This window comes from Spirosoma luteum DSM 19990, from assembly GCF_000374065.1.
GTDB classification, from domain to species: Bacteria; Bacteroidota; Bacteroidia; order Cytophagales; family Spirosomataceae; genus Spirosoma; species Spirosoma luteum.
In genome coordinates this window covers 81,401-104,486 of sequence record NZ_KB893246.1, presented here as the reverse complement: position 1 = coordinate 104,486, position 23,086 = coordinate 81,401, and the positions used below count along the sequence as shown (strand labels likewise).

Annotated in this window: 16 protein-coding genes and 2 tRNA genes; 8 read left to right on the top strand and 10 right to left on the bottom strand. The window is 51.1% G+C overall.

All coding sequences use genetic code 11. From position 1 onward, the window contains the following. Nucleotides 1–16 precede the first annotated feature (16 nt). From B156_RS0104915 to B156_RS0104895, 5 genes are all read right to left on the bottom strand, one after another. A tRNA-His gene (locus tag B156_RS0104915) sits at nt 17–92 on the bottom strand. A gap of 93 nt (nt 93–185) precedes the next feature. Then, nucleotides 186–800, bottom strand: coding sequence for a superoxide dismutase (locus tag B156_RS0104910; RefSeq protein ID WP_018618531.1), 615 nt, complete (start codon nt 798–800; stop codon nt 186–188). Between the two features lie 57 nt (nt 801–857). After that, on the bottom strand, nt 858–1,292 hold the full coding sequence (locus B156_RS0104905) for a nucleoside deaminase (RefSeq protein WP_018618530.1): 435 nt from the start codon (nt 1,290–1,292) through the stop codon (nt 858–860). Nucleotides 1,293–1,332: 40 nt separating this feature from the next. Next, entirely contained in the window at nt 1,333–5,253 is a 3,921-nt protein-coding gene (locus tag B156_RS0104900; protein WP_040585122.1) for an Ig-like domain-containing protein, read from the bottom strand. A 267-nt stretch (nt 5,254–5,520) separates the two neighbouring features. Further along, nucleotides 5,521–8,607 carry a serine hydrolase domain-containing protein gene (locus B156_RS0104895; RefSeq protein ID WP_018618528.1) on the bottom strand — a complete coding sequence of 1,029 codons (3,087 nt, stop codon included), beginning with the start codon at nt 8,605–8,607 and terminating at the stop codon, nt 5,521–5,523. A 285-nt stretch (nt 8,608–8,892) separates the two neighbouring features. On the opposite strand from B156_RS0104895, the gene B156_RS0104885 reads away from it, so the two are divergent. Beyond that, on the top strand, nt 8,893–9,393 hold the full coding sequence (locus tag B156_RS0104885) for a rhodanese-like domain-containing protein (RefSeq protein ID WP_018618526.1): 501 nt from the start codon (nt 8,893–8,895) through the stop codon (nt 9,391–9,393). 1 nt (nt 9,394) lies between these two features. Here B156_RS0104885 and B156_RS0104880 read toward each other — a convergent pair whose 3' ends face one another. Continuing rightward, nucleotides 9,395–9,655, bottom strand: coding sequence for a hypothetical protein (locus tag B156_RS0104880; protein WP_018618525.1), 261 nt, complete (start codon nt 9,653–9,655; stop codon nt 9,395–9,397). 155 nt (nt 9,656–9,810) lie between these two features. Then, nucleotides 9,811–10,632: a T9SS type A sorting domain-containing protein gene (locus B156_RS0104875; RefSeq protein ID WP_018618524.1), complete on the bottom strand. Its 822-nt coding sequence runs from the start codon at nt 10,630–10,632 to the stop codon at nt 9,811–9,813. A gap of 178 nt (nt 10,633–10,810) precedes the next feature. Between B156_RS0104875 and B156_RS0104870 the strand changes: the two genes are divergently transcribed. The 5 genes from B156_RS0104870 to B156_RS0104850 all read left to right on the top strand — a co-directional run bounded on the left by B156_RS0104870 (nt 10,811) and on the right by B156_RS0104850 (nt 16,078). Beyond that, the gene (locus B156_RS0104870) at nt 10,811–12,736 is read left to right on the top strand and encodes a sensor histidine kinase (RefSeq protein ID WP_026260610.1); all 1,926 of its coding nucleotides are present in this window, start codon (nt 10,811–10,813) and stop codon (nt 12,734–12,736) included. 59 nt (nt 12,737–12,795) lie between these two features. Next, a complete protein-coding gene (locus tag B156_RS0104865) occupies nt 12,796–13,494 on the top strand; it encodes a response regulator transcription factor (protein WP_018618522.1) in 699 nt (232 codons plus the stop codon). 100 nt (nt 13,495–13,594) lie between these two features. Then, nucleotides 13,595–14,566 (top strand): porphobilinogen synthase, encoded by a 972-nt coding sequence (gene hemB, locus B156_RS0104860; protein WP_018618521.1) that lies wholly within the window; start codon nt 13,595–13,597, stop codon nt 14,564–14,566. Further along, complete coding sequence (locus B156_RS0104855) at nt 14,563–15,900, top strand: dihydroorotase (RefSeq protein ID WP_018618520.1); 1,338 nt, start codon at nt 14,563–14,565, stop codon at nt 15,898–15,900. Before hemB ends, B156_RS0104855 begins: the two co-directional genes overlap by 4 nt. A gap of 94 nt (nt 15,901–15,994) precedes the next feature. Further along, nucleotides 15,995–16,078 (top strand) — tRNA-Leu (locus B156_RS0104850). A gap of 163 nt (nt 16,079–16,241) precedes the next feature. On the opposite strand, the gene B156_RS0104845 is transcribed toward B156_RS0104850, so the two are convergent. Both B156_RS0104845 and B156_RS0104840 read right to left on the bottom strand, forming a co-directional pair. Then, complete coding sequence (locus tag B156_RS0104845; protein ID WP_018618519.1) at nt 16,242–17,603, bottom strand: sensor histidine kinase; 1,362 nt, start codon at nt 17,601–17,603, stop codon at nt 16,242–16,244. Between the two features lies 1 nt (nt 17,604). Next, nucleotides 17,605–18,582, bottom strand: coding sequence for an acyl-ACP desaturase (locus tag B156_RS0104840; protein ID WP_026260609.1), 978 nt, complete (start codon nt 18,580–18,582; stop codon nt 17,605–17,607). 155 nt (nt 18,583–18,737) lie between these two features. Here B156_RS0104840 and B156_RS0104835 point away from each other — a divergent pair, with 155 nt between their 5' ends. After that, entirely contained in the window at nt 18,738–19,514 is a 777-nt protein-coding gene (locus B156_RS0104835; protein WP_018618517.1) for a lysophospholipid acyltransferase family protein, read from the top strand. A gap of 22 nt (nt 19,515–19,536) precedes the next feature. On the opposite strand, the gene B156_RS0104830 is transcribed toward B156_RS0104835, so the two are convergent. After that, a complete protein-coding gene (locus B156_RS0104830; protein WP_018618516.1) occupies nt 19,537–20,952 on the bottom strand; it encodes a sigma-54-dependent transcriptional regulator in 1,416 nt (471 codons plus the stop codon). Between the two features lie 242 nt (nt 20,953–21,194). On the opposite strand from B156_RS0104830, the gene B156_RS0104825 reads away from it, so the two are divergent. After that, nucleotides 21,195–22,946 carry an ArnT family glycosyltransferase gene (locus tag B156_RS0104825; RefSeq protein ID WP_018618515.1) on the top strand — a complete coding sequence of 584 codons (1,752 nt, stop codon included), beginning with the start codon at nt 21,195–21,197 and terminating at the stop codon, nt 22,944–22,946. The last annotated feature ends 140 nt before the right edge of the window (nt 22,947–23,086 follow it).

The following is a 23,086-nucleotide window of genomic DNA, read 5'->3' as shown; positions in this document are numbered from 1 at the left end:
GTCAGGGCTTTAACCAGGGTGAAAGACGGGGCTCGAACCCGCGACCTCCGGAACCACAATCCGGCGCTCTAACCGACTGAGCTACAATCACCGTTTTTGGGAGTGCAAAAGTAATGATGAATTATGAATTATAAATGATGAATGACCAAAAAAAAGAGCATTCATCATTTATAATTCATAACGCCCTAAGCCTGTTTGGCTTTCTGATAGCGCTTTTCAGCGGCAGCCCAGTCAACCACGTTAAAATAGGCAGCAATATAGTCGGGACGCTTATTCTGGTACTTCAGATAATAAGCGTGTTCCCAAACGTCAAGCCCAATAATTGGGAAGCCTTTCATTTCGGCAATATCCATTAGCGGGTTATCCTGGTTTGGTGTCGACGTAACGGCTAGTTCTCCCTCCGCGGTTACGATAAGCCAGGCCCAACCCGAACCAAAGCGGGTGGTTGCTGCTTTGGTAAACTCTTCTTTGAAAGTAGCAAAAGAGCCAAATTTTGTATCGATGGCATCGGCCAGCGTACCCGTTGGTTCGCCACCACCATTGCCAGAAATGGTATTCCAGAACAATGTATGGTTGTAATGGCCACCGCCGTTGTTCCGAACAGCAACGGGTGCTTTGCTGATGTTTGCCAGAATATCGTCGATTGATTTGCTTTCCATTTCTGTACCGGCAATGGCATTATTCAGGTTTGTCACGTAAGCGTTATGGTGCTTATCGTGGTGAATTTCCATCGTTTGCTTGTCGATATTAGGTTCAAGCGAGTCACTAGGGTAGGGAAGAGGATCTAATACAAAAGCCATTATATTGCTTGGTTAGAATGAATGATTATTCGGTTAAATTAACACGTCGACAGGAGTTTATGTTCTTAACCGGTCGAAAAACTTTGAAAGCAACGCTTTGCTTTCTTCGGCCAGTACACCCGTTTCGAGTCGGGTTTTAGGGTGGAGTAAGGGGGGCTGGATGCGGCTATAGCCCCGTTTTGGATCGGGTGCGCCAATAACAAGCCGACTCAGCTGCGCCCAGAATAAAGCACCTGCACACATAACACAGGGCTCCAGGGTTACGTACAGCGTGCAGTCAGTCAGGTATTTACTGCCTAAGTAGTGCGCGGCTGCTGTGATGGCCATCAATTCGGCATGAGCCGTTACATCGTTGAGTTGCTCAGTCTGGTTACGGGCTTTGGCAATAATCCGATTCCGGCAAACGACCAGCGCACCAACGGGAATCTCCCCGCTATCGGCGGCTTCTTCGGCCAGGATCAGTGCCATTTCCATAAAGTACTCGTCAGGCATAAGGATCGATTCGGCAATCAGCCACTACCCGACTGATTACTCACTGTTTCATCACTTTACGAATGGTTTGCCGGTCTCCAACCTGGATGCGCAACAGGTACAGTCCGTTGGGTTGAGTGGTCAGGTCCAGTTCATTAATCCGATCACGGGTTATGCGCTGCAGGATGGGTCGCCCACTCGCATCGGTCAATAACAGGGTGGCCGGTTGCTTGGTCAAAGGTACATCTAATTCAACCAGAAGTGTTGTGGCGGCAGGAACCGGATAGGTTTTCACCAGGGGATCGAGCGGGTTATCAACTACACCCAGCAAGGGTACTACTATAACAGTGGCCAGGCCGGAAACGGGCCCGCTGCCGCAAACATTACGTACACTCGTCAACCGGTAGGTAGTTGTTTGAGTGGGTCGGGCTTCCAGAAAATAGGGATTACTATCCGCCGTAGCAGCATAACTGCGGAGACTGTCCGAGTACACAATGGCCCATGGCCCATCACCCCCCAGCGTCATGGTCAGGTTAACCGGGATGGACTCGTAGATGGTTTGTGAACCCGTCAGAACAGCACTGGCCAGTGCGCGCACGGTTAATGGGGTAGGACTGTTGCTGCCGATAATGCCAATTTCCGGGTTGTTGGCTTTGACACGAACAAAATAGTCTCCTCCGGGTAGGGTAGTGGGCAGCATAGCGGTTACCGGTGATCCGGTGGCCGTGGCGGGTATATCGTATTTCTTCGTTGTGTCGACCATGCTAACCACTTCGAAGTTGAAAGTATTACCAGTATTAAACGCGCCCGTTGTGGTGAAAGGCACGGAGAGTGACCCACCAACGCAAAGGGTAGAAGCCGTTAGTGCACTGGTTGCTATAGTTGGTACCCGAACAGTTACCTGAGCCGTAGCCGGACTACCGGGTAACCCTAGGCCACACCCATTTGAAACGGTCTCGACCTGATAGATGGTGTTTCCCCTGGGTAGCACCGAAATAGTGGTATCGGATGTGATGGAACTACCGGTGTACCCTCCGGTAAGGGTGTACGTGAACGGGCCGGAACTGGTAAACGTCAGTTGAAGGGGTACTCTTTGCCCCAGGTTCGTACTCGCAACAGGGGCAACCAGAGCCAGGGTAGGTGGTGACGTAACAACTGCTTTTACAATGGCCCGGGGACTATAGCATCCGCTGGTCCCAATCTGATACACGTAAAAAGGATCCCCACCGGGCACTACATTGGTATTCAGGGTCGAAGGTGTAGGCGCATCAGGGGTAATCCGCCCGTAGGGGTCAATCCATCTTAACTGACTGCCTGTTTCGCCACTGGCCTCCAGTGGAACCGCTTTGGCGTTTACGCAATAGGTAACAACAGCTTTTGGCGTAGTGGGAGCAGGCAAGGTGTTGACATTGACCTGGATGGTTGCTTTGGCGCCCTCACAATTACTAACGGTCTGACTAACCTGATACGACTGGGTACCCGCCCGGTCAATTACCGGAATCGGGGCGTTAGGGTAGGCATTGCCATCGGGATTGTACCATCTCAAATTTTGTCCGCTGGCCGTTAAGGGTGTGAGGTTTTGCGGAGGCTGGTCCTGCTGCGTCTGGCAATACGTCAAATTCGATACCCCTGGCAGACCGGGCAGGGGATTGATAATAACCGTTAGACTGGCTTTAGGGCTTTCGCATCCCTCGCCGGAGGTTTGGGTTACTTTGTATACCTGATTCCCTACCGTACTCGTGCCGGGTATGGGAGTAACTCCCAGCGGACTGTCTGCCCCGTTGTACCACGTCAGCCCCGTGCCGTTCGCCGTCAGTGCCTGAGCCGGACCGTTGTTACAGAAACTTACCGGGCTTACACCGGGCGCACCAGGCGTTGGTTTGACCCGTGCCCGTATAGCGGCCCGCCCCGCGGCACTTCCCAGGCCCGACTCGCAGCCATCGAGTGTTTGACTAACATAAAAAGTGTATGTTTTATCGACACTGGTGGGAATGGCCGGGGGAGCCGCAGAAGCCGTACCGCCCGATGCATTCTCGCCATACCAGTTGAGAGTTGCATTCGGGACCGGTGTGGCCGTAAGCGGCACCGCTGGGTAATTCTGGCAGAAACTCACCTCCTGAACCGCGGGTGGGTTGGGGGTAACTTTGGTAATAACCGGAATGGCACGAACGTAACTTTCGCACCCTACAACGGTTTGGGTAACGTAGTAATTTCTGCTCCCTACAAAGGCCGAACTGGTAAGTGGTACAGTTGCACCCGTGGTTGGACTCCGGTTCGTAGAATCTAGTCCATACCACTTCAGAGCAGATCCACTGGCTACCAGCGGAGATGCCGTTTCGGTTTGGCAGTAAGTACGGGGGGGAGTTGCCGATGGCGGAGCAGGAACAGCGTTGACAGAAACGGTAATGGAGGCCCGGGGGCCTTCGCAACCACTCAGCGTTTGGCTGACGTAGTACAGGGTCGAGCCTACGGACGCAGTGGATGGGGAGGCAGGATTGGAGGTTGCTGTGCCCCCCATTGCCGAAGTGCCGTACCAGTTAAGTGCACCACCAGCGGAGGGCGTCGCTACCAGGGCATAGCCGGTCCGGTTCTGACAGGCAGTAATGGGAGTTATGATGCCCGGAGCAACGGGAGTTGCTTTCGTGATAACGCCAATAGCGGCTCTGGGACCTTCGCAACCGCTTACTGTTTGACTGACGTAATAATTGACCGTACCCGCCGATGCGGTGGAGGGTATAGTGGCTGTAGTAGACGCAGTTCCTCCCGTTGGTGCCGTTCCATACCAGTTAAGTGTGCCACCAGCAGCCGGTGTTGCTGTAAGGGCACTAGCGGTCTGATTCTGGCAGTAGGCAGGCGAAATAGTTGCCGGTACGGATGGGGCAGGGTTTATAACCACGACAATACCGGTGCGGGCACTTTCGCAGCCACCCACTGTTTGACTGACGTAATAATCCAGTGTACCGGCCGCTGCGGTGTTGGGTATCGTTGCTACGGACGAACTGGTGCCACCTGTTGCGGCTGTACCGTACCATTTCAGATTCTGCCCGGTTGCTGTTAGTGATGTCGCCACCGCTCCAGCGCAATAAGGAGCAGGGACAATGGCGGTTGGTGCGTCTGGTGCGCCGTTTACCGTCACAACCAGGCTGGCCCGCTGGCTTTCGCAGGAACCTATACGCTGGCTTACGTAATATACAGTAGTACCAGCGGTTTTTGTCGAAGGCGTAGGGGCAATGGAAGAGCCTACACTTGCCGATGTCGACGTGTACCAGGTAAGGGCAGCACCGGGCAATGGCGTTGCCGTTAATGAAGTAGCCGACTGACCAATACAGTAACTGACGGATGATACACCGGGGGCATTGGGGCCTGTTGATACGTTAACCGTAATAACACTACGGGCACTTTCGCAGCCACCAACCACCTGGCTGACCGAATAGGATGTTGGACCTGCTGATTTGGTATCAGGGGTTGGGGCTGTGGCACTCGTTGATGTACCATTTAATGCGTACCATTGCAGCGTACCTCCGGCAGAAGGGGTGGCTACCAGCGGAGACGCAACCTGGTTCACGCAGTACGCAACGGGCGTTGTTATACCCGGCGAAAGTGGAGCGTTAACGGTGAGAGAGGCCAAACTGGTTGACCCTGTTTGCGCTGGTGCACTGGCCAATACCCGAACCCGATAACCAGTGCCAGCGGCAATCGATGAGGGGATTGTTGCATTGATAGTCCCCGATGTTACGCTGGCCAGTGTACCAATTGCCACTGGTTTTACCGGGAATACGCCGGTTGCGTCGGAGAGTTGTGCCGAGAAGGTATTTCCAGCCGCAAAGGATGCAGATACAGTATACGCAATAGAGACGGCTCCACCGGGACAAACGCTGACTGGGCTGACCACCCCGGTCGAGATAGTCTGCGCTGTACTGCGGGTAGACAACCCGGCCATACTCAGGCAGATGAATAGATAAGCGTAAAGTGTACGTCTCATATGAAAAATGAACAGGCGCAACAGCGTCTAAAGGTAAACTGCATACGCAGGGAAGAGGAATTTCGATGGGAGAGTATAACGGATTGGCTTTTGTTAGTTTACTGGCTATCAGTATTTTAGCTGCCGGTAGTTAGTAAATTATTATAGCAATAATCCCGTTTGGTACACATAGCAATAAAAATGCCACTTCATGCCGGAAGTGGCCACAAATGACGCAATAAATAGATGTAAATGAAAGCTGTGTGCCTCCATTCAATCAGGACACCACTACTGTACCGCGCTGTAGATTACTTCGTGAATACGCCGACGAAGTTTTGTCGTGTTGATGGAGTTATTACCGGCTGTAGGATAAATACGGTTCGAGAGAAAGACAAAAATTAACTCATCGTCGGGGTCAACCCAAACCACATTACCCGTGAAACCGGTGTGGCCGAACGACCGGGGTGAAACCTGTTGGGCCATGTACACACTACTCGTACTGGTTGGATTTGGCTTATCCCAGCCCAGCGCGCGGTGACTTCGGTTGCTGAGCGTCTGGGTAAAATAAGGAACAGTCATCAAATTCAGAATACGCTGATCACCGTACACGCCTTTCTGGAGGTTCATCTGTAGCAGTGTGGCAATATCACGCGCGTTACCAAACAGGCCGGCATGGCCCGAAATACCCCCTTGTACAGCCGCCATCTGGTCATGTACGGTGCCCACCAGTAGCTGGTTCCGATAATAGGTGTCCTGTTCGGTTGGGGCACACACAGGGTCTGATAACCGCTGCAACGGGGTAAATCCTAGTTGGTGTAACCCGAGCGGTTTATACACATTGTCGGTCACAAACTTGTTGAGGGGTTGCCCGCTAACCCGTTCTACAATCTTTTGCAGCGTCAAGAAGTTGAGGTCGCTATATACGTAGGCAGGTTTACCCGACTGGTCCATCTTGCGCGACATGGGCGATTGAATAACCCACTTCCAGACCGAATCGCGCAGGGCCGGAATACCCCAAAGGGTAGGGGCAATCTGAAGGGTGTGTAAACTGTCGTGGGTAGCAGAGTAATAGCTGGCTTTCAACCCCCCGCCGGGTAGTCGGGTCCGGTCCCAGGTCGTGGGGTAATACGATACCATCCCTGACTGGTGCCATAGTAAATCCGTCAGCACAATATTCTGCTTATTGGTATTCCGCAATTCGGGCAGGTAGACGGATGCTTTTTGATTCAGGTCAATCTGCTTGCGGTCATAGAGAACCATAACCGATTGCAGCGTGGCCAGTACTTTGGTCAGTGAAGCCAGGTCATACAGGGTTTCGTCCGTTACCTTCTCCGAATTGGGGGAGTAGGTCAATGCACCAAAGTTTTTGCTGTACACAATTTTGCCTTTACGAGCCACCAGAATCTCGCATCCGGGAACTACATGGTTCTTGACGGCTCCCTGCGCAATTGCATCGATTTGATTCAGGATGGACGACTTCATGCCAACACTTTCGGGCGAACCGGCCGATAACCGCCCTGCCGGATTCAACTTCAGGCCCATGCCCATTTTCAGCTCACCCATAGAAATGGGCAGCATACCGCGCGCGCCCAACCCACCAAACAGTATCTGAGGCACTACGCGCTCCATATCATCCAGGTCCTGATAGGCGCAAACCAGGGCATCGGCTGCGGCAAACTTCGGCAAACTGTACGGCGACCCGAATGCGGTAACGACCACCTTTATACCCCGTTGTTTAAGGCGGCTTATCAGATCGAGGGATGGCTTTGTAAGGCCATACTGTCGACTGGCCGATTCGCTCATGCGATGGTAGCTGATAACTACTGTATTGGCATCGCCAATATCTTCCAGTATACCGGCCAGATTAGCCTCCGAAACGGGTTTGTCAGGCAGCGCAATCGTCTCGAAGGGCGCGTATTGATTGAGTGTTTTCTGGAATATATTTCCCGGCTCGGCACCAATGGCTATCGAAGCCAGCCGCAGCGTATCCAGCCGGTTTAAGGGTAATAGGTCATATTTGTTTTCAGCCACCGTAACCGATTGCTCACAAAGGTTCTGTTTCAGCAGTTCAGCTTCGGGCGCGTTCAGGTCGGTGGATAAGTTGGCCAGATCAATGGGTTTGTATTGATTGAGGCCCGCCCAATACTTGGCGCGAAGAATCTTTTTTACCTTTTCGTCGATAAACTCCTGCGAAATAATCCCCTGCTGAACAGCACTCAGGATATGCAGGGACGCTTCACGAACGTTTTCGGGGTAGAGCAGGATGTCATTGCCCGCTATCAATGCCCGAAGGTTGACATCCAGTGCTTTGGCTGACCGGCTGATGCCCCCCATGTTCAGCGCATCCGTAAAGACCAGCCCCCGGAATCCCAGTTCTTTCTTAAGTAGTTCCGTAACGATTTTCTCGGATAACGTCGCGGCCAGTGCCGGGGTATTATCCATAACCGGTACGTACAGATGGCCCGTTACAACCCCCATCAAACTGTCGGCAATGAGCTTGCGAAACGGGTAAAGGTCAATCTCGCGCATTTGTTCCGACGACCGCGCTACCGTTGGCAGCGTATGATGCGAGTCGGCACTGGTATTACCATGACCCGGAAAATGTTTGGCGGTAGCAATCACGTGCGTTTGCTGCAAACCACGCATATAAGCAGAAGCTTTCAGGGCCACATTCTCTTTCGATTCGCCAAAGGAGCGAACCCCAATGACCGGATTGGCTGGATTGCTGTTGATATCTGAAACGGGGGCAAAATTGATATGAATACCAAGCCGCTGGCACTGGCGTCCGATTTCCGCGCCCATCTGGTAAATCAACTCATTATCCCGAATGGCTCCCAGCGACATTTGTTTTGGGAAATCCATCGTACTATCCAGCCGCATACCAAGGCCCCATTCTCCGTCGATGCCAATGAGCAGGGGTACTTTCGACTCTGCCTGATAACGGTTTGTCAGAATAGCCTGACGATGGGGACCACCCTGAAAAAAAATCAAACCGCCAATATGGTTGTTCTGAATAAGATTGTCGATATACTGATAATGATTTTCATGGCGGTTGGAGAATGTTGCCACCATAAAAAACTGACCAATTTTTTGTTCGGGTGTGAGGGAGTGGAATACTCTGTCTACCCACTGTTGTCCACTATCCGGCAGGGCAAATACTTCAACTGGCTGGGCAGCGGGCCCGAATTTATAAGATGCTACCGTTGTTGCCAGGGCACGAACAAGGGGTTTTTTGGCCACAGGCCTGCTCACTCGTTTGGTGTGAGACAGGCGGTGCAGGAAGCTACGGCCCGGCTTGGTTAGGCCAAATGCAGTTAGTAAACTGACGGACAGCAGGACAACAAGCAAAATTGGTCGTACAATGATGTTCCGCATGGGCAATCGGTCAGTAAGGAGTAAAGTCAGTTACCGGTAGTTTCTGGCAAACCATAAAAATAGCCAAAGACTATCGAAATACGGTTCTAATCATTGAATTGTTTAAGTTTTTAACGAAATAATGTAGCCAAATCGTTCTTCGTAATGGATTAATACAAAATCAAATGTAGTTTTCACAGCCCGAAATCCGTGTAATACACTGGTTATGACAAATTTGAACGTCAGTAGTTTATTTGTCATAACCAGTGTATTACACGTCATCCTCTGGCTTTTTGACAATGACTAATGGAAAAAGGATGGATTTTACTGGGAGCCTTGCTTAGTATATCGTTTGGTAGTGATGCCCAAATAAACAGCAAAGCCTATGCCACTATGCTTGATGCCTTATACAAGAAGACGGTACCACTAATGAGCGTAGCAACTTTGCAGAAACAGCCGGATGCTATTCTGCTGGATACCCGTACGAAAGAGGAGTATGACGTGAGCCATCTGCCCGGAGCGAAGTGGGTTGGCTACGATGAATTTGAGCTGAACCGGGTAGCAGACGTTCCTAAAGACGGGAATATCGTTGTGTACTGTTCGGTAGGCTACCGAAGCGAAAAGGTAGGAGAGAAACTAATGGCGGCTGGCTATCAGCACGTACACAATCTCTATGGTAGCTTATTTGAGTGGGTAAATGAAGGGAATCCCGTAGTAAATGGGCAGGGGAAACCAACGCAGCGTGTTCATGCCTACTCCCGGTTGTGGGGCATCTGGCTGAAACGCGGGGAAAAAGTATACGAATAACTCAAAAGCTGTGCACTGGACTGATGTGCGAAAAAGCGACGAACACCAGGTCATTCAACATGGTTTTGGTAGCCTTCACTACAGTTTGCCAACACAGCGAGGCATCGCTCTTCTGTTCTACTGCCTTCTGTTCTACAGCGGATACGGAGTATTTTGTACGCATGTGCTTCCGGGCCGCAAATACATTGTGCGGTTGCCCCATGCTAAATGCCTGAAGGCTACTCCCTACTACTAACATACCAGCGACAACTACAGTTTTCATAAGCGGATGTGTTTAAGAACAATACAAAGATATGGGTTTTCTTTGGTATCTTGCAATACATAGTACTGTATTTTTGAAAATATTTTTCGCTGGTTGAATCGGGTGAAGAAGATCGGAACCGGAAGTAGGTCTTCTTCACCCGATTGGCATCATCGTTATTCTACCACAATTCGTTTCACTGCCCCATCGTCGTTCTGGGTGACGGTAATAAAATAGGTTCCCTGTGATTGTTTACCCAGGTCAATTTGGCCAACAAACTCACCAGAGAAATCTTTTATCTCGCGTTTGGCCACTTCCTTCCCCTTCGTGTTAGTGACAATGACGCTGACATCCCCTTTGGCAGGGGCCGAAAACCGGACGTTTAATTGATTACGGTCCGGGTTATTGGGATAGGCATCCAGGCCACGGATACTGGCGGGTTTGCTACTGAAATTCTGGGACCAGTTTTCAAAAGGACGGGCAATCTGCCGGTCAAAATCCCGGGGAAATTCAAATCGGAACCGGTTCATCCGGTCGGCCAGCGAGTCGAAGTTTTGCCGAAACTCATACCGCCATGCCTGGTTGTTGGAGTTGTTATTCGCTCTGGGCAGCCTGTTCCGTTGTACATAGGCATCTTTGGGCGCTTTTTTGAGTTCAGGTCTGGCGCGTTCGCGCGTCACTATCCGATTCCCATCGTTGCTTTCGATAACAATAGTCATCTGCGTGCGTCCTTTATCCTTGCGCGTTGTTTTGAGTGAATCGACCAGCTTCGTAACGAGTTTATCACGGTCATTATCACTCATGTCATCGGCGCGGTAAGTACGTTCCGTTTCTCTGACAGTCGTACCATTGCGTTCGATAATTCGGACAGTAACCTCGTCTTTTTCTGCTTTTTTCGAGGGTGTGGCCGGGGCCTGGGCCAGCGCAAAACTGCTTAGGGCAACGGTTAGCAACAGGGCCAATGTGAACCGGGAGAAGGTTAAGACTGTTTTTTTCATGCGATTAAAAAAGTATAAACGTTAGGATTAAAAAACTGGTGAATGGGTTGTAGACGGACTGTTAAAGTTTGTTAACGAATTAATGAACAGCTCATTCCATTCGTAGTTTTACCAATAGCTATAGCGGTTTACTATAGATGAAAAAAAATGGTAAACCGTTGCACAGGGAGGTGAAAAAATGACGAGACAACGAATACGCTGGATTGTTGCACTGATGACCATTGGACTAGTGGGGCTGGTAGGCCTGCAATTGTACTGGATTAATAGTGCGCTACAATTACAGAAAGAGCAGTTTGCCTATAAAGTGACAGATGCGTTGCAGGAAGTCGTTCGAACGCTGGAACGGCAGGAGATTGTATACCTGACTAAGCAGCGGGTTCAGGCGCAGGAACAACAGAATAGCCTGATGGCCATTGCAAAAAAAGATCATAAGCTCGTTTCCGAGGCATCAGACGACCGTAGTAAATCTATCAGACAGTCAGAAGAGGTATCCACCAAAAAACCGGCTGGTCACCCAAGAAAAGAAAGAGCAGAAAGTGAACGGCCACTGGCCTGGAAAATGATGCCGCCCGGGCTGGCCTCTGCGGGGGCAATTGTCGTTCAGTCCGACGTACTGCACCCCATCGTTCACCCACTAACGGATGAGCAATCGGCCATTGTGGAGGAGTTTATCCGGCAACAGAACGAGTTTATGGCAGTGGGTGACTGGCAGGCCCAAATCGTACAAAAACAGTTATTCGATCATTGGGTCGAAAAGGTGTTGACGACCGAGTTAATCCGGATTAACAATCAGGTCAAGTATGATTCGTTACCACGGATGGCTAACAAAAACCTATACCAGAAAAAAGAATCCGTAAACAGGGGGAGCCTAGTGGTGAAGTCAGGCTTGCCCACTTCGCCGACCAGCACTAGTCAGAACCGGGCAGAAAAACAGTCGCACATGATTAAGGACGTGCTTAAAGGACTGTTACTATCCGACCGGCCCATTCAGGCGCGTATTAACCGGCTGGCACTCGATACCTTACTTCGGCAGGCATTGGTAGAGCGGGGAATCCGTATTCCGTTTTCATACGCAGTCCGGGTGCAGGATCAGCCCCAGTTCCTGTTTGCCTCGATGGGCACCGAAGCCCGGCAATTTGATGAAGTGGGTTATAAAGCAGCACTGTTCCCGAATAATTTGCTGGAAACCGGCAACTACGTGTATGTGTATTTTCCCACCCAGCAGCAGTTCATTCTGGATCGGCTGGGGTTTATGTCCGGGGCATCGGTGGTGTTGATACTGGTTATTCTGGCCTGCTTCTACATTGCTATCAACACGATTGTTCAGCAGAAAAAACTGGCCGACATCAAGAACGACTTTATCAATAATATGACCCATGAGTTCAAAACGCCTATTTCAACCATCTCGCTGGCCGTTGAAATGGCGCAGGAGCAGCTTCAGTCTTCCAAGAAAGCCTTGGTGGGAGTGTACGCCCCGGTAAATCAGTGGGAGCCGGACGAACAGCCCGATTCCCGGCTAACCCGGTACATGGGAATTATCCGTGATGAAACACGCCGGTTAGGTTCGCACGTGGAGAAAGTACTGCAAATGGCCCTGCTGGACCGGGGTGAAATACGACTCAATCTGTCATCCGTCAATGTGCATGACGTAATTGAAAAAGTACTGAATAATCTGGGGCTGCAAATCGAGCAGCGGAACGGTGAAGTTGACCTGCATTTTGATGCCGACCAGGAAGTGGTAGAGGCCGATGAACTTCACCTGACCAATATTGTCTATAATTTGCTGGACAATGCCCTGAAATATTCACCCGCAAGCCCGCATATTACCCTCAGTACCCGAAGCCTGCCCGAGGGGGTGAGCATTACCGTTGCCGACAAAGGTATAGGTATGACCAAAGATGAGGCAGGCCGGATATTCGAGAAGTTTTACCGGGTGCCCACGGGCAACCGGCACGACGTGAAAGGGTTTGGATTAGGATTGAGTTACGTTAAAAAGATTATTGACCAGCATCACGGCCAGATAACGGTCGAAAGTCAGCCCGGGAAAGGAAGTTCCTTCGAAGTTATTATACCTTACTCAATTGGTGAAAGAGCGAAAGAGTAAAAGAGCGATGCCACATAAGCCACTCTTTCGTTCTTTCGTTCTTTCGCTCTTTCACACTTATGCCCACCGTACTACTCGTTGAAGATGACCCCAATCTGGGGCTACTGGTTCAGGAATACCTGACTATGAAAGGCTACCAGACCGACCGTGCCACTGATGGCAATAAGGGGCTGGAATTATTTATGGCGGGTGAGTATGACCTGTGTCTCTTTGATGTGATGATGCCGAAAAAAGACGGTTTCACTCTTGCCAAAGAAGTGAGGATGGGTAACCGCGATGTCCCTATTATTTTCCTGACAGCCAAGTCGATGAAAGAAGACACCATTCAGGGCTTCAAGGCTGGTGCCGATGATTATATCACGAAGCCTTTCAGCATGGAGGAGTTGTTGCTGCGGATTCAGGCTATCCTGCGTCGGTACCAGCGCACGGCCGATATAGTAGAGCAGACTACCTATCAGATTGGCTCGCTCTCATTCGATTATCCCCATCAACTTCTCTCCAGACGTGCTGAGTCGGGTGCCGACGTCCCCCCTCAGAAACTAACCAGCAAAGAATCCGAGTTATTAAAATTGCTGGCACAGAACCTCAATCAGCCCGTCAGTCGTAGTTTTGCCCTGAAAATGGTTTGGGGGGACGACTCGTATTTCAACGCCCGAAGCATGGACGTATACGTGACCAAGCTACGCAAGTACCTTCGCGAAGACCCGAATGTTCAGTTAGTGAATGTGCACGGCGAAGGATTTAAATTGATCGTTTGAGGTTTACGGTATTTGGTTTACGGTTGGCTGACGCGTACAAGCATGCGTCAGCCAACCGTAAACCAAATACCGTAAACCATAAACCGAAAACCAGAAACAAATGAACTTAACACGTCGCCCACGCCGGAATCGCCAGTCGGCGGTTATCCGCGATATGGTGCAGGAAACTCGCCTGTCGGTCACCGATTTTATTCTTCCCCTCTTTATCCTGGAAGGCAAAAACGTTCGGTCAGAAGTGGCGTCTATGCCGGGAATTTACCGGCTGTCGCTCGATTTGTTGCTGGACGAAATTCAGGAATGCGTTGATTTGGGCATCAACACGTTTGATCTGTTTCCGAACCTGCCCGAAGCCAGAAAAGATAAATATGCTACTGAAAGTTATAATCCCGATGGATTGTATTTGCAGGCTGTTCGAGCCATAAAAGACCGCTTCCCGGATGTTATGGTCATGACCGATGTGGCCATGGACCCCTACAGTTCCGATGGGCATGATGGCATTGTGGAGAACGGTAAAATTCTGAACGACGAGACGCTGGAGGTACTGGGCAAAATGACCCTGGCGCAGGCGCAGGCCGGCGCCAACATCATCGGCCCGTCCGACATGATGGATGGGCGTGTGGGCTATCTGCGGCAGGTATTGGACGAAGGCGGCTTTCACGACGTAGCCATTATGTCGTACGCGGCTAAGTACGCTAGTGCCTTCTACGGCCCATTCCGCGATGCGCTGGATTCGGCCCCTAAGTTTGGCGATAAAAAGACGTACCAGATGAACCCCGGCAATAGCCGCGAAGCCTTAATTGAAGCCCAGCTCGACTTTGAAGAAGGGGCCGATTTCCTGATGGTAAAACCGGCACTGGCCTATCTGGATATCATCAAACTACTGGATGATAACTTTCACTTACCCATTGCGGCTTACAATGTCAGTGGTGAGTACGCTATGATCAAAGCAGCCGCCCAAAACGGCTGGCTCGACGGGGAACGCGCCATGATGGAATCCCTGATGGCCATTAAGCGGGCGGGTGCCAACGTGATATTGACGTACTTTGCCAAAGAAGCCGCCCGGTTATTATGACTAAAATTCTGATTCGTAACGCCCGACTGGTCAACGAAGGCCGTATTGTTGAAACAGACGTTTTAATAGAAAACGGCTTTATTGCCCAGATGAAACCAGGTTTGTCCGATGCCGGTGTCAGTCAGGTAATCGATGCCAGCGGTCAGTATCTACTGCCGGGCGTGATTGACGATCAGGTGCATTTTCGGGAGCCGGGTTTGACCCATAAAGCAACGATTCACTCCGAGTCGCGGGCGGGTGTAGCAGGGGGCGTCACCACGTTTATGGAGATGCCTAATACTGTTCCCAATGCGCTCACGCAGGAGTTACTGGCTGACAAATACGCTATCGCCGAACGGACTGCGCTGGCAAACTACTCGTTTTTCATGGGTGCGTCGAATAACAACCTCGACGAAGTGCTGCGCACTGATAGCCAGAATGTTTGTGGGATAAAAGTCTTCATGGGTTCATCGACCGGGAATATGCTGGTGGATAATGAGTCGGTGCTGGATAGTCTGTTCCGGCAAAGTCCCATGCTGATTGCCACTCATTGCGAAGATGAAGCCACCATTCGGGCAAATACAGAACGGTACAAGGAGGAGTATAGTGACCGGGCAACTGCTGACCTGCATCCGCTGATTCGGAATGAAAAGGCCTGCCTGAAATCGTCGTCCATGGCCGTTGAACTAGCCAAACGGCATAACACCCGATTACACATCCTGCATATTTCAACAGCCGACGAGTTAGCCCTGTTCGACAATACCATCCCCTTAACCGAAAAACGAATCACGGCCGAAGTATGCGTCCATCATCTGTGGTTCGACAGCACCGACTACGCCCGGCTGGGAAATCAGATCAAATGCAATCCGGCTATCAAAGCACCGCACCACAAAGTGGCATTGCTGGAAGCATTATTGGATGACCGACTGGATATTATAGCCACTGACCACGCCCCCCATACCTGGGACGAGAAGCAACAGCCCTACTGGCAGGCCCCATCCGGCCTACCTCTGGTTCAGCATCCCTTATTGCTGATGCTTGAGTTTGTGAAGCAGGAGAAGCTGACGCTGGAAACAATGGTACGTAAAATGAGCCACGCCCCCGCCGACTGTTTTCAGATCGACCGGCGCGGCTACGTTCGGGAAGGGTACTGGGCCGATCTGGTGCTGGTGGATATAAACGAGCCGACTACGGTAACGAAGCAGAACATTCTGTATCAGTGTGGCTGGTCACCGTTGGAGGGAAATACGTTTGGGGCAACCGTAACCCATACCGTCGTATCGGGCGAATTAGTATACCAGAACGGGCGCTTCCTGGCGGAGCGGGCCGGGAAACGATTACAGTTTAGCCGGTAAACGCGAAATATTTTAGTATAAACCCTTGCGTGTACGGTTTAGTGAACTGTATCTTTGCAGTCCCTTCCGGGAAACAAGTTACCACAATAGAATTGCCGAAGTGGTGAAATTGGTAGACACGCACGTTTCAGGGGCGTGTGTCTTTACGGACATGCGAGTTCGAGTCTCGCCTTCGGCACATTGAAACGGCCTGTAAGCAATTAGCTTACAGGCCGTTTTTGTATGAGATTGGCCGTAATGCCAGAGAAAATGGTGAGCGAAGCTGGCTAAAACGTTAACCTCACCCACTTCTACAGCTACAGCAGGCGCATTAAAAATACAGATTGCCGATCCCAATTCCTCTAGAAACTGAGGCTAAATGTACTACCGGCTTCTGGGGTAGAAAGGGCCGTGAGTTGGCCGTTGTGGAGTTGCATAATCTGGCGCGACAGACTCAGGCCGATGCCGGAACCTGTTTTTTTGGTGGTGTAGAACGGGATAAAAATCTGCTCCATCGCTTCGGGTTCGATGCCCGGCCCATTATCGATAACCCGAATGATGACTTGCGCTCCTACCGACTCGGCTTCGATCTGAATGGTTGGTTGCACTACTTCTCCCAGGCTTTCTACCGCGTTCTTGATCAGATTGAGCAATACCATTTCAATTTGGGCTGCATCGGCCCGGATGACCAGGTTTGGTGAGGCAACCCGAACGGACATCTGGCATCGGGGTGCATTGGCCTTCGCTAACTGGCATACTTTGCGCAGAAAAGGGTCAACCGGCACATCGGAAAAAACGGGCTGGGGAATGGTGGTGAAGTTTCGATACGCATCCACAAACCGCATAATACCCTCGCCCCGCTGTTCAATTGTTGTCAACGCATCCCGTAAATCATCGAGGGGGGAAGAAGCCAACAAGGTGGGGTTTTTCGTCACTCCCTCCTCCTTGTCTCCTTCACCCATCAAATCAATTTCAACAATGTCGCGCATAGTGCCAGCCAGCGATACGATAGGCGTAATAGAATTCATGATCTCATGCCGGAGAACTTTTGTCAGGTTTTGCCAGGCTTCCAGTTCGCGCTGTTGGAGTTCTGTCCGGATGTTTTGCAGGGAAACGACGGTGACTAAACGCCCGCGTAATCGAACCGATGTACACCGTACCGACAATTCACCATCGGTACCGGTCTGATACGAAACCGGGGTAGACGATGTCTTGGCCGAGCTTAACAGATGACTCAGCTCTGAATGAGTGGCATCAAGATCATTCAGGGTGCGGAGCCGGTAGATACCAAGCAACCGAAGGGCAGACTGATTGACCAACTCCACCTGCCCGGTTGCATCAAAGGTCAATAATCCGACGCCGACATGCTGTACAATAGTGTTTACATAGTGCAGGTTCGCTTCTTTCTCGGCCCGTGCCTGCCGAAATGCATCCAGTACCTCGTTGAACTGGCTGTTGAGTGCGTGGAAAGAAGGTCCCAGATTACTGTCGGCACGAAAAGCAACGGCAAAGTCGGAGTAGCGTACCGATTCCAGAAACCGGGTTAGTTTACGGTTTAGGCTGGTAACGAACCGGTATAGACTGATAATGATGGAAAGCAGTGCTACGGCCAAAGGAAAAAGCAGCAACCCGTTTACCGCCTGTAACCAATAATACGTAAGGGCGCTGACCAAAAGGATAATACTACCGATACGCCAGCCGATGCCGATAGCAAACCGATTCATATTAAGCAGCAATCCAGCTAAACGGATACTCCAGGGTTGGTACTTTAGTCCGGTCGGCTACCCGGCGCAACCGGCTGGGTAGGGCCATCAGGTAATCGCGGGCGCGTTGCCCGGCGTCGTTGAGGTCATTAACAGACCCAATGTTCCAGTCGATCAGCAGAGACTCTGCAATCTCGATGTAATCCATTGTTGTGTACACCCCCAAACGCTGAGCGGCATCGGAGAAATGGCTGAATGTGTCGCTGATTTTTACGCCGGATTCACGCAGGAAATGGGCGGGCATTACAATTTTCTTGCGCATCATATCCTCAAAAGCCAGCATCATACCAGTTGGGTCAACTTCGAGAATCTGACTTACAAAGCCTTTGTAAGCCTTCGCATGGCGCATTTCGTCGGAGGCAATGACCCCACAAATTTTGGACAACTGCACACAGCCAGCCTGCTTGGCCAGTGTAGCCGTACGGCGGTGCGATACGTTGGTAGCCAGCTCCTGAAAGGATGTATAAATAAAATTCCGGTAGGGGTCCCGGCCGGTGCCGATATCGAAACCATCGGCAATCAGGTACTGGGTCGACACCTCCATCGCCCGCATATTCACCCGCCCCGACAGGTATAAAAACTTGTTCAATAAATCGCCGTGCCGGTTTTCTTCGGCAGTCCAGCTCCGAATCCAGCGTGTCCAGCTATTCGGTTCTGACTGATTAACGCCTTCCATATCCATCAGCCACGATTCGTAGGTAGGCAACGCTTCCTCCGTAATCGTATCGCCCACCAGCACCGCTACGTAATCGTACGACAGCTCGCGGGTGCTTTCCCGCAATTGCTTTACCTCGTCCAGAAACGTTTCCCTGGTTGTATCGGGTAGGAAATCGGTAGGTTGCCAGTTTGTTTCAATAGGTTTCAGGTACGCATCAATGGACGCGTCGATTTTCTCACCGACGAATCGCATAACTTCCAAACGTGTGCCAGATAAGCTCATGGACTGATCAAACAAAAAAATGAACGACTAAGTAAATGATTGGGTAAAGTTCGACAATATAACTGATTGAATCAGGCTGGACTTCGCTTTTTCTACATGGAGAATCGTGTCGGCGCATTAATTTTGGTGCGTCGAATTCTGACAGATTATGCTGTATGAAAAAACTCCTTGATTATATACTAACGGTTGTTTACCTGATTTACTTTGGTCTGGTACTGTGTTTTTTTCACGTAGCGCAGGTTGTTGCCTGGCACGGCTTTGGCAGAGGGGCGCATAAGAAATCGGTTGACTGGATGAATGCTTTTATCGCCTATGGCTGGTATCTGACCGGTAGTACCATCCAGTTCATTAACCGAACCGATATACCCACCAACCGACCGATTATTTTCGTGGCCAACCACCAGAGTATGTTCGATATCTCGCCCATGATCTGGTTTCTGCGCCTACACACGCCCCTTTTCGTATCGAAAATAGAACTGGCGCACGGCATACCGGGGATTTCATACAATCTGCGAAAGAGTGGCGCGGCTCTCATCAATCGAAAAGACCCCAAGCAGGCTATCGTGGAGATTGCCCGTCTGGGAAAGCTTATCAGGGACACAAACCATTCGGCGGTGATTTTTCCGGAGGGAACCAGGAGCCGCGCTCCCAAGGATGGAAAAAAAGATTCCTTCGCCTATCCTATGGGCCCATTTGTGGCGGGCGGGGTTGCTACCCTGCTGAAGCGGGCACCCAATGCGCTGGTGGTTCCGGTTGTCATTCGCGGCACGGGCCATTTTAACCCAACGGGGATGTTCCCGCTCACGTCTTTTTCGCGCATGTCCTGGCAGGTGCTGCCCGGTATCGAACCCGCGAACCGCCCGGTAGATGAGGTCGTACAACTAGCCCGGACAATGATTGCCCGTGAGTTGGGACAACTTGAGGAGGTGTAAATTGACTTAGTACATCCGACTACTAGAGCCCAAACTTCTCCAGCCGCCGGTAAAGTGCCTGCCTCGACAGGCCAAGTTCCCGTGCCACATCGGTGATGCTGCCCCGGTGTTTCTGCATCGCCTGCTGAATCAATTGACGCTCCATATCTTCCAGTTGCAGCGTTTCGTTAACGGGTGATGCCGCTGCCGATCCATTTTTAAAGATAAAATGATTGGGTTCCAGCAGGGTTCCTGAAGCTTCGCCCGATTGGGTCAACCCCGGCTGGACCGCACCAGGCCGGGCGAGGATAACGGCTCGTTCGATGGCGTGTTGCAATTCCCGCACGTTGCCCGGCCATTGATATTGCTTCATATCGGCCAGCAATGCCGGACTCAGGCCAGAAACGGGCCGGTTATACTGTTTCGCGTATTTTTTCACGAAATGGTCAGCCAATGGTCCAATGTCGGACGGGCGGCTACGCAGGGGGGGCAGGTTGAATTCAATCGTGTTAATTCGATAGAGTAAGTCCTGCCGGAACCGAACCGCCGGACCATCCTGGGAGTTTACCCGCTCAGAAATGTCGGAATTGGTTGCGCAGATGAGCCGCACGTCAATCGGTCGGGCTTTGTTCGAGCCAACACGCGTAACCTGACGATGTTGCAGCACCGTGAGCAGTTTGGCTTGCTGTGATGCGCTCAGGTTGCCAATTTCGTCCAGAAAAATAGTGCCCCCGTTAGCTTCTTCAAAGCGTCCGGCCCGGTCGTCGCGGGCATCGGTAAAGGCTCCCCTCACGTGACCGAACAACTCACTTTCAAACAAACTCTCGGTCAATGCACCCACGTCAACACTTACATAGGGTTTGTCGTGCCGGTTCGACTGGTCATGAATAGCGCGGGCAATCAAGTCTTTACCCGTACCGTTTTCGCCCAGAATCAATACATTGGCATCGGTGGGAGCTACCTGGGCAACCGTATCCAGAATAGGCCGCATGGCTGCTCCAATAATGCCGGACTGCTTGCCCGTTTTCCGGGCCAATACCCCCTGCCCGTCGGCTTCAATCTGATTTTTATCTTCCTCTCCTTTACGGACAGCCCCGCGAATGGTATCCAGAAACTTATCGTTTTGCCAGGGTTTCAGCACAAAATCGACTGCACCGGCTTTGATAGCCCGCACGGCCATTTCTACATCGCCGTAGGCCGTAAACAGCACAACCCGCGCATTGGGGTCGATGTCCAGGATCCGGTCGAGCCAGGCAAAACCTTCGCGCCCGCTGCTCACATCCCGCTGAAAATTCATGTCGAGTACAATGGCATCGTAGCGATTGTTGTTGAGCAGAAACGGCAGTTTTTCGGGATTTTTTTCAATATCTACCGAGCCAACGTGCCGTTTGAGCAACAACCGGGCTGCCAGCAACACGTCTGGGTCGTCATCTACGAGTAAGAGTTTGGCATCTTGCATAGTCTAAAGATAACGGACTGGCGAATTTGTTGCACACCCAACCCGATTCAACAACGAATTACGGTTTTCTTCCGTACTTTGATTCTCAAATTGTCGTGAATGGTCATTATCGTCATTAGGTGGTCATTTTTGGTCATCTGATAGTCATTAATGGTCATTGTGCTTCGCTATCACTGGGCACGATTGTCATGACAGCGAGGTATGATGGCAACCTTATGACAGCAAAGCATAATGACCGCCAAATGAGTGATTCTCTCCCTGATCGTTGGTTTTATGGGCTTGTAGCCGTTGGTGTACTGCTGAACATGACGGGCCTATTTCTGCCCATCATGGAAGTTGATGGAGCATTATACGCCTGCATTGCCAAACAGATGGCGGAAACGGGTGATTTTGTCAACCTCTACGCGGTGGGTACAGATTGGCTCGACAAGCCCCATTTCCCCTTCTGGGTTGCGGCTCTAAGTTTTCGGATTTTTGGTATCAACACCTTCGCGTACAAGTTTCCGGCTCTGCTTTTTTTCCTGGGTAGTGTGGTGTACACCTATCGCTTTTCCCGACTCGTTTACCCAAAGGTAGTGGCTCAGGTGGCTTCCCTAGTGCTATTGACAGCGTTTCACGGTGTTTTATCCAACAGCGATGTTCGGGCAGAGCCGTACCTGATGCCGCTTATTATCGGGGCGGTATATCATTTTTGGCGGGTGTTTAAGCGTACACCCAACAGCGGCCTTCATTTGCTGGCTGGCTCACTCCTCACGGGCTGTGCCCTGATGACCAAGGGTATTTTTGTTCTCATCCCCATTGGCGCGGGGCTGGTCTTTCACTGGATACTGACCGGGCATTGGCGCGAGCTAGTGAAACCACGCTGGTATGTAGCTGTTGCGCTGTCGTTCGTTTTTACCCTCCCCGAAATTTACTGCCTGTATCAACAGTTCGATTTGCACCCGGAGAAAGTAATCTTTGGCCAAACGGGCATATCAGGAATTCGTTTTTTCTTCTGGGATAGCCAGTTTGGGCGATTCTTCAATACAGGTCCAATCAAGGGCGAGGGTGATAAGTTTTTCTTTGTCCATACCCTGCTCTGGGCATTTATTCCCTGGTCGCTGCCCCTGTACGCGGGTATTGGCAATGCATTGGCTAACCTGTTCCGGCATCGAAAACAGTTCTTCAACCAGCCGGGTCCTGAGTACGTATCGCTCGGTTCCGGGCTGGCTACGTTCGCGCTTTTCTCGCTATCGAGTTTTCAATTGCCCCACTACCTGAACATTGTTTTCCCCTTCTTCACCATCCTGGCTGCGCAGTTTTTGGTCAGCCTGAAATCGCTTGCCCTGCGCCGGTGGACTATTGCTCAAACCATCATCGGGCTGTTACTGGTAGCGGTAATGGCCTGGCTACTGAACCTGGTAAAACCGGAACACCTTCAACTGGCCCTGGCCTTTGTGCTGGTTAGCGCTATTGGTACCTTTCTGCTCTTTCGGCAAAACAATTTGCTGGGGTTAACCGGACGGATGGTTGGGGTTATGTTGGTGCTGGCCGGTGCCCTGAATTTGTTTCTATACCCTACTTTTCTACGCTATCAGGCCGGAAGTGCAGCCGCCGACTACGCAAATACACAGCCGACTACCGCCAGCCGCCCAACGATTCTGTACGAACCGGGTACGGGTGTGGGGGGCGGTAGTTTCTGGTCATATGAGTTCTACGCGAAAGCCCCCACGCAGTATGCCCGTGCCGATTCTGCTTTGAGTGCTCAACTACGAACAGGCTCCCGGCAGGTATTTACATCGGCCGACCTTGCCGATTCGCTTGGTAACCGGGGTTTTACGGTCCGTACGCTGGCCGTGTTCCCCTATTACCACGTCAGTCAGCTAACGTATGATTTTCTGAATCCGGTTACCCGCTCCCGAACGTTATCGGCCTATGTGCTGGCAGAGGTGAGCCAACAGGGATTAGTACGTACCCCAAAAACGGACACGATTCGTCCGAAAGCGGACAAATGAACACGAGCATGCAGAACTAAATCGTTGACAATCAAATGGTGCCTCCAACTGGCATGACTATTGGCACATACCTTATCAGGAGATGAGTCCAGCGTTATTAGTCAACGTATCAATGGCTTCTCATTCACTAAATAATGTAT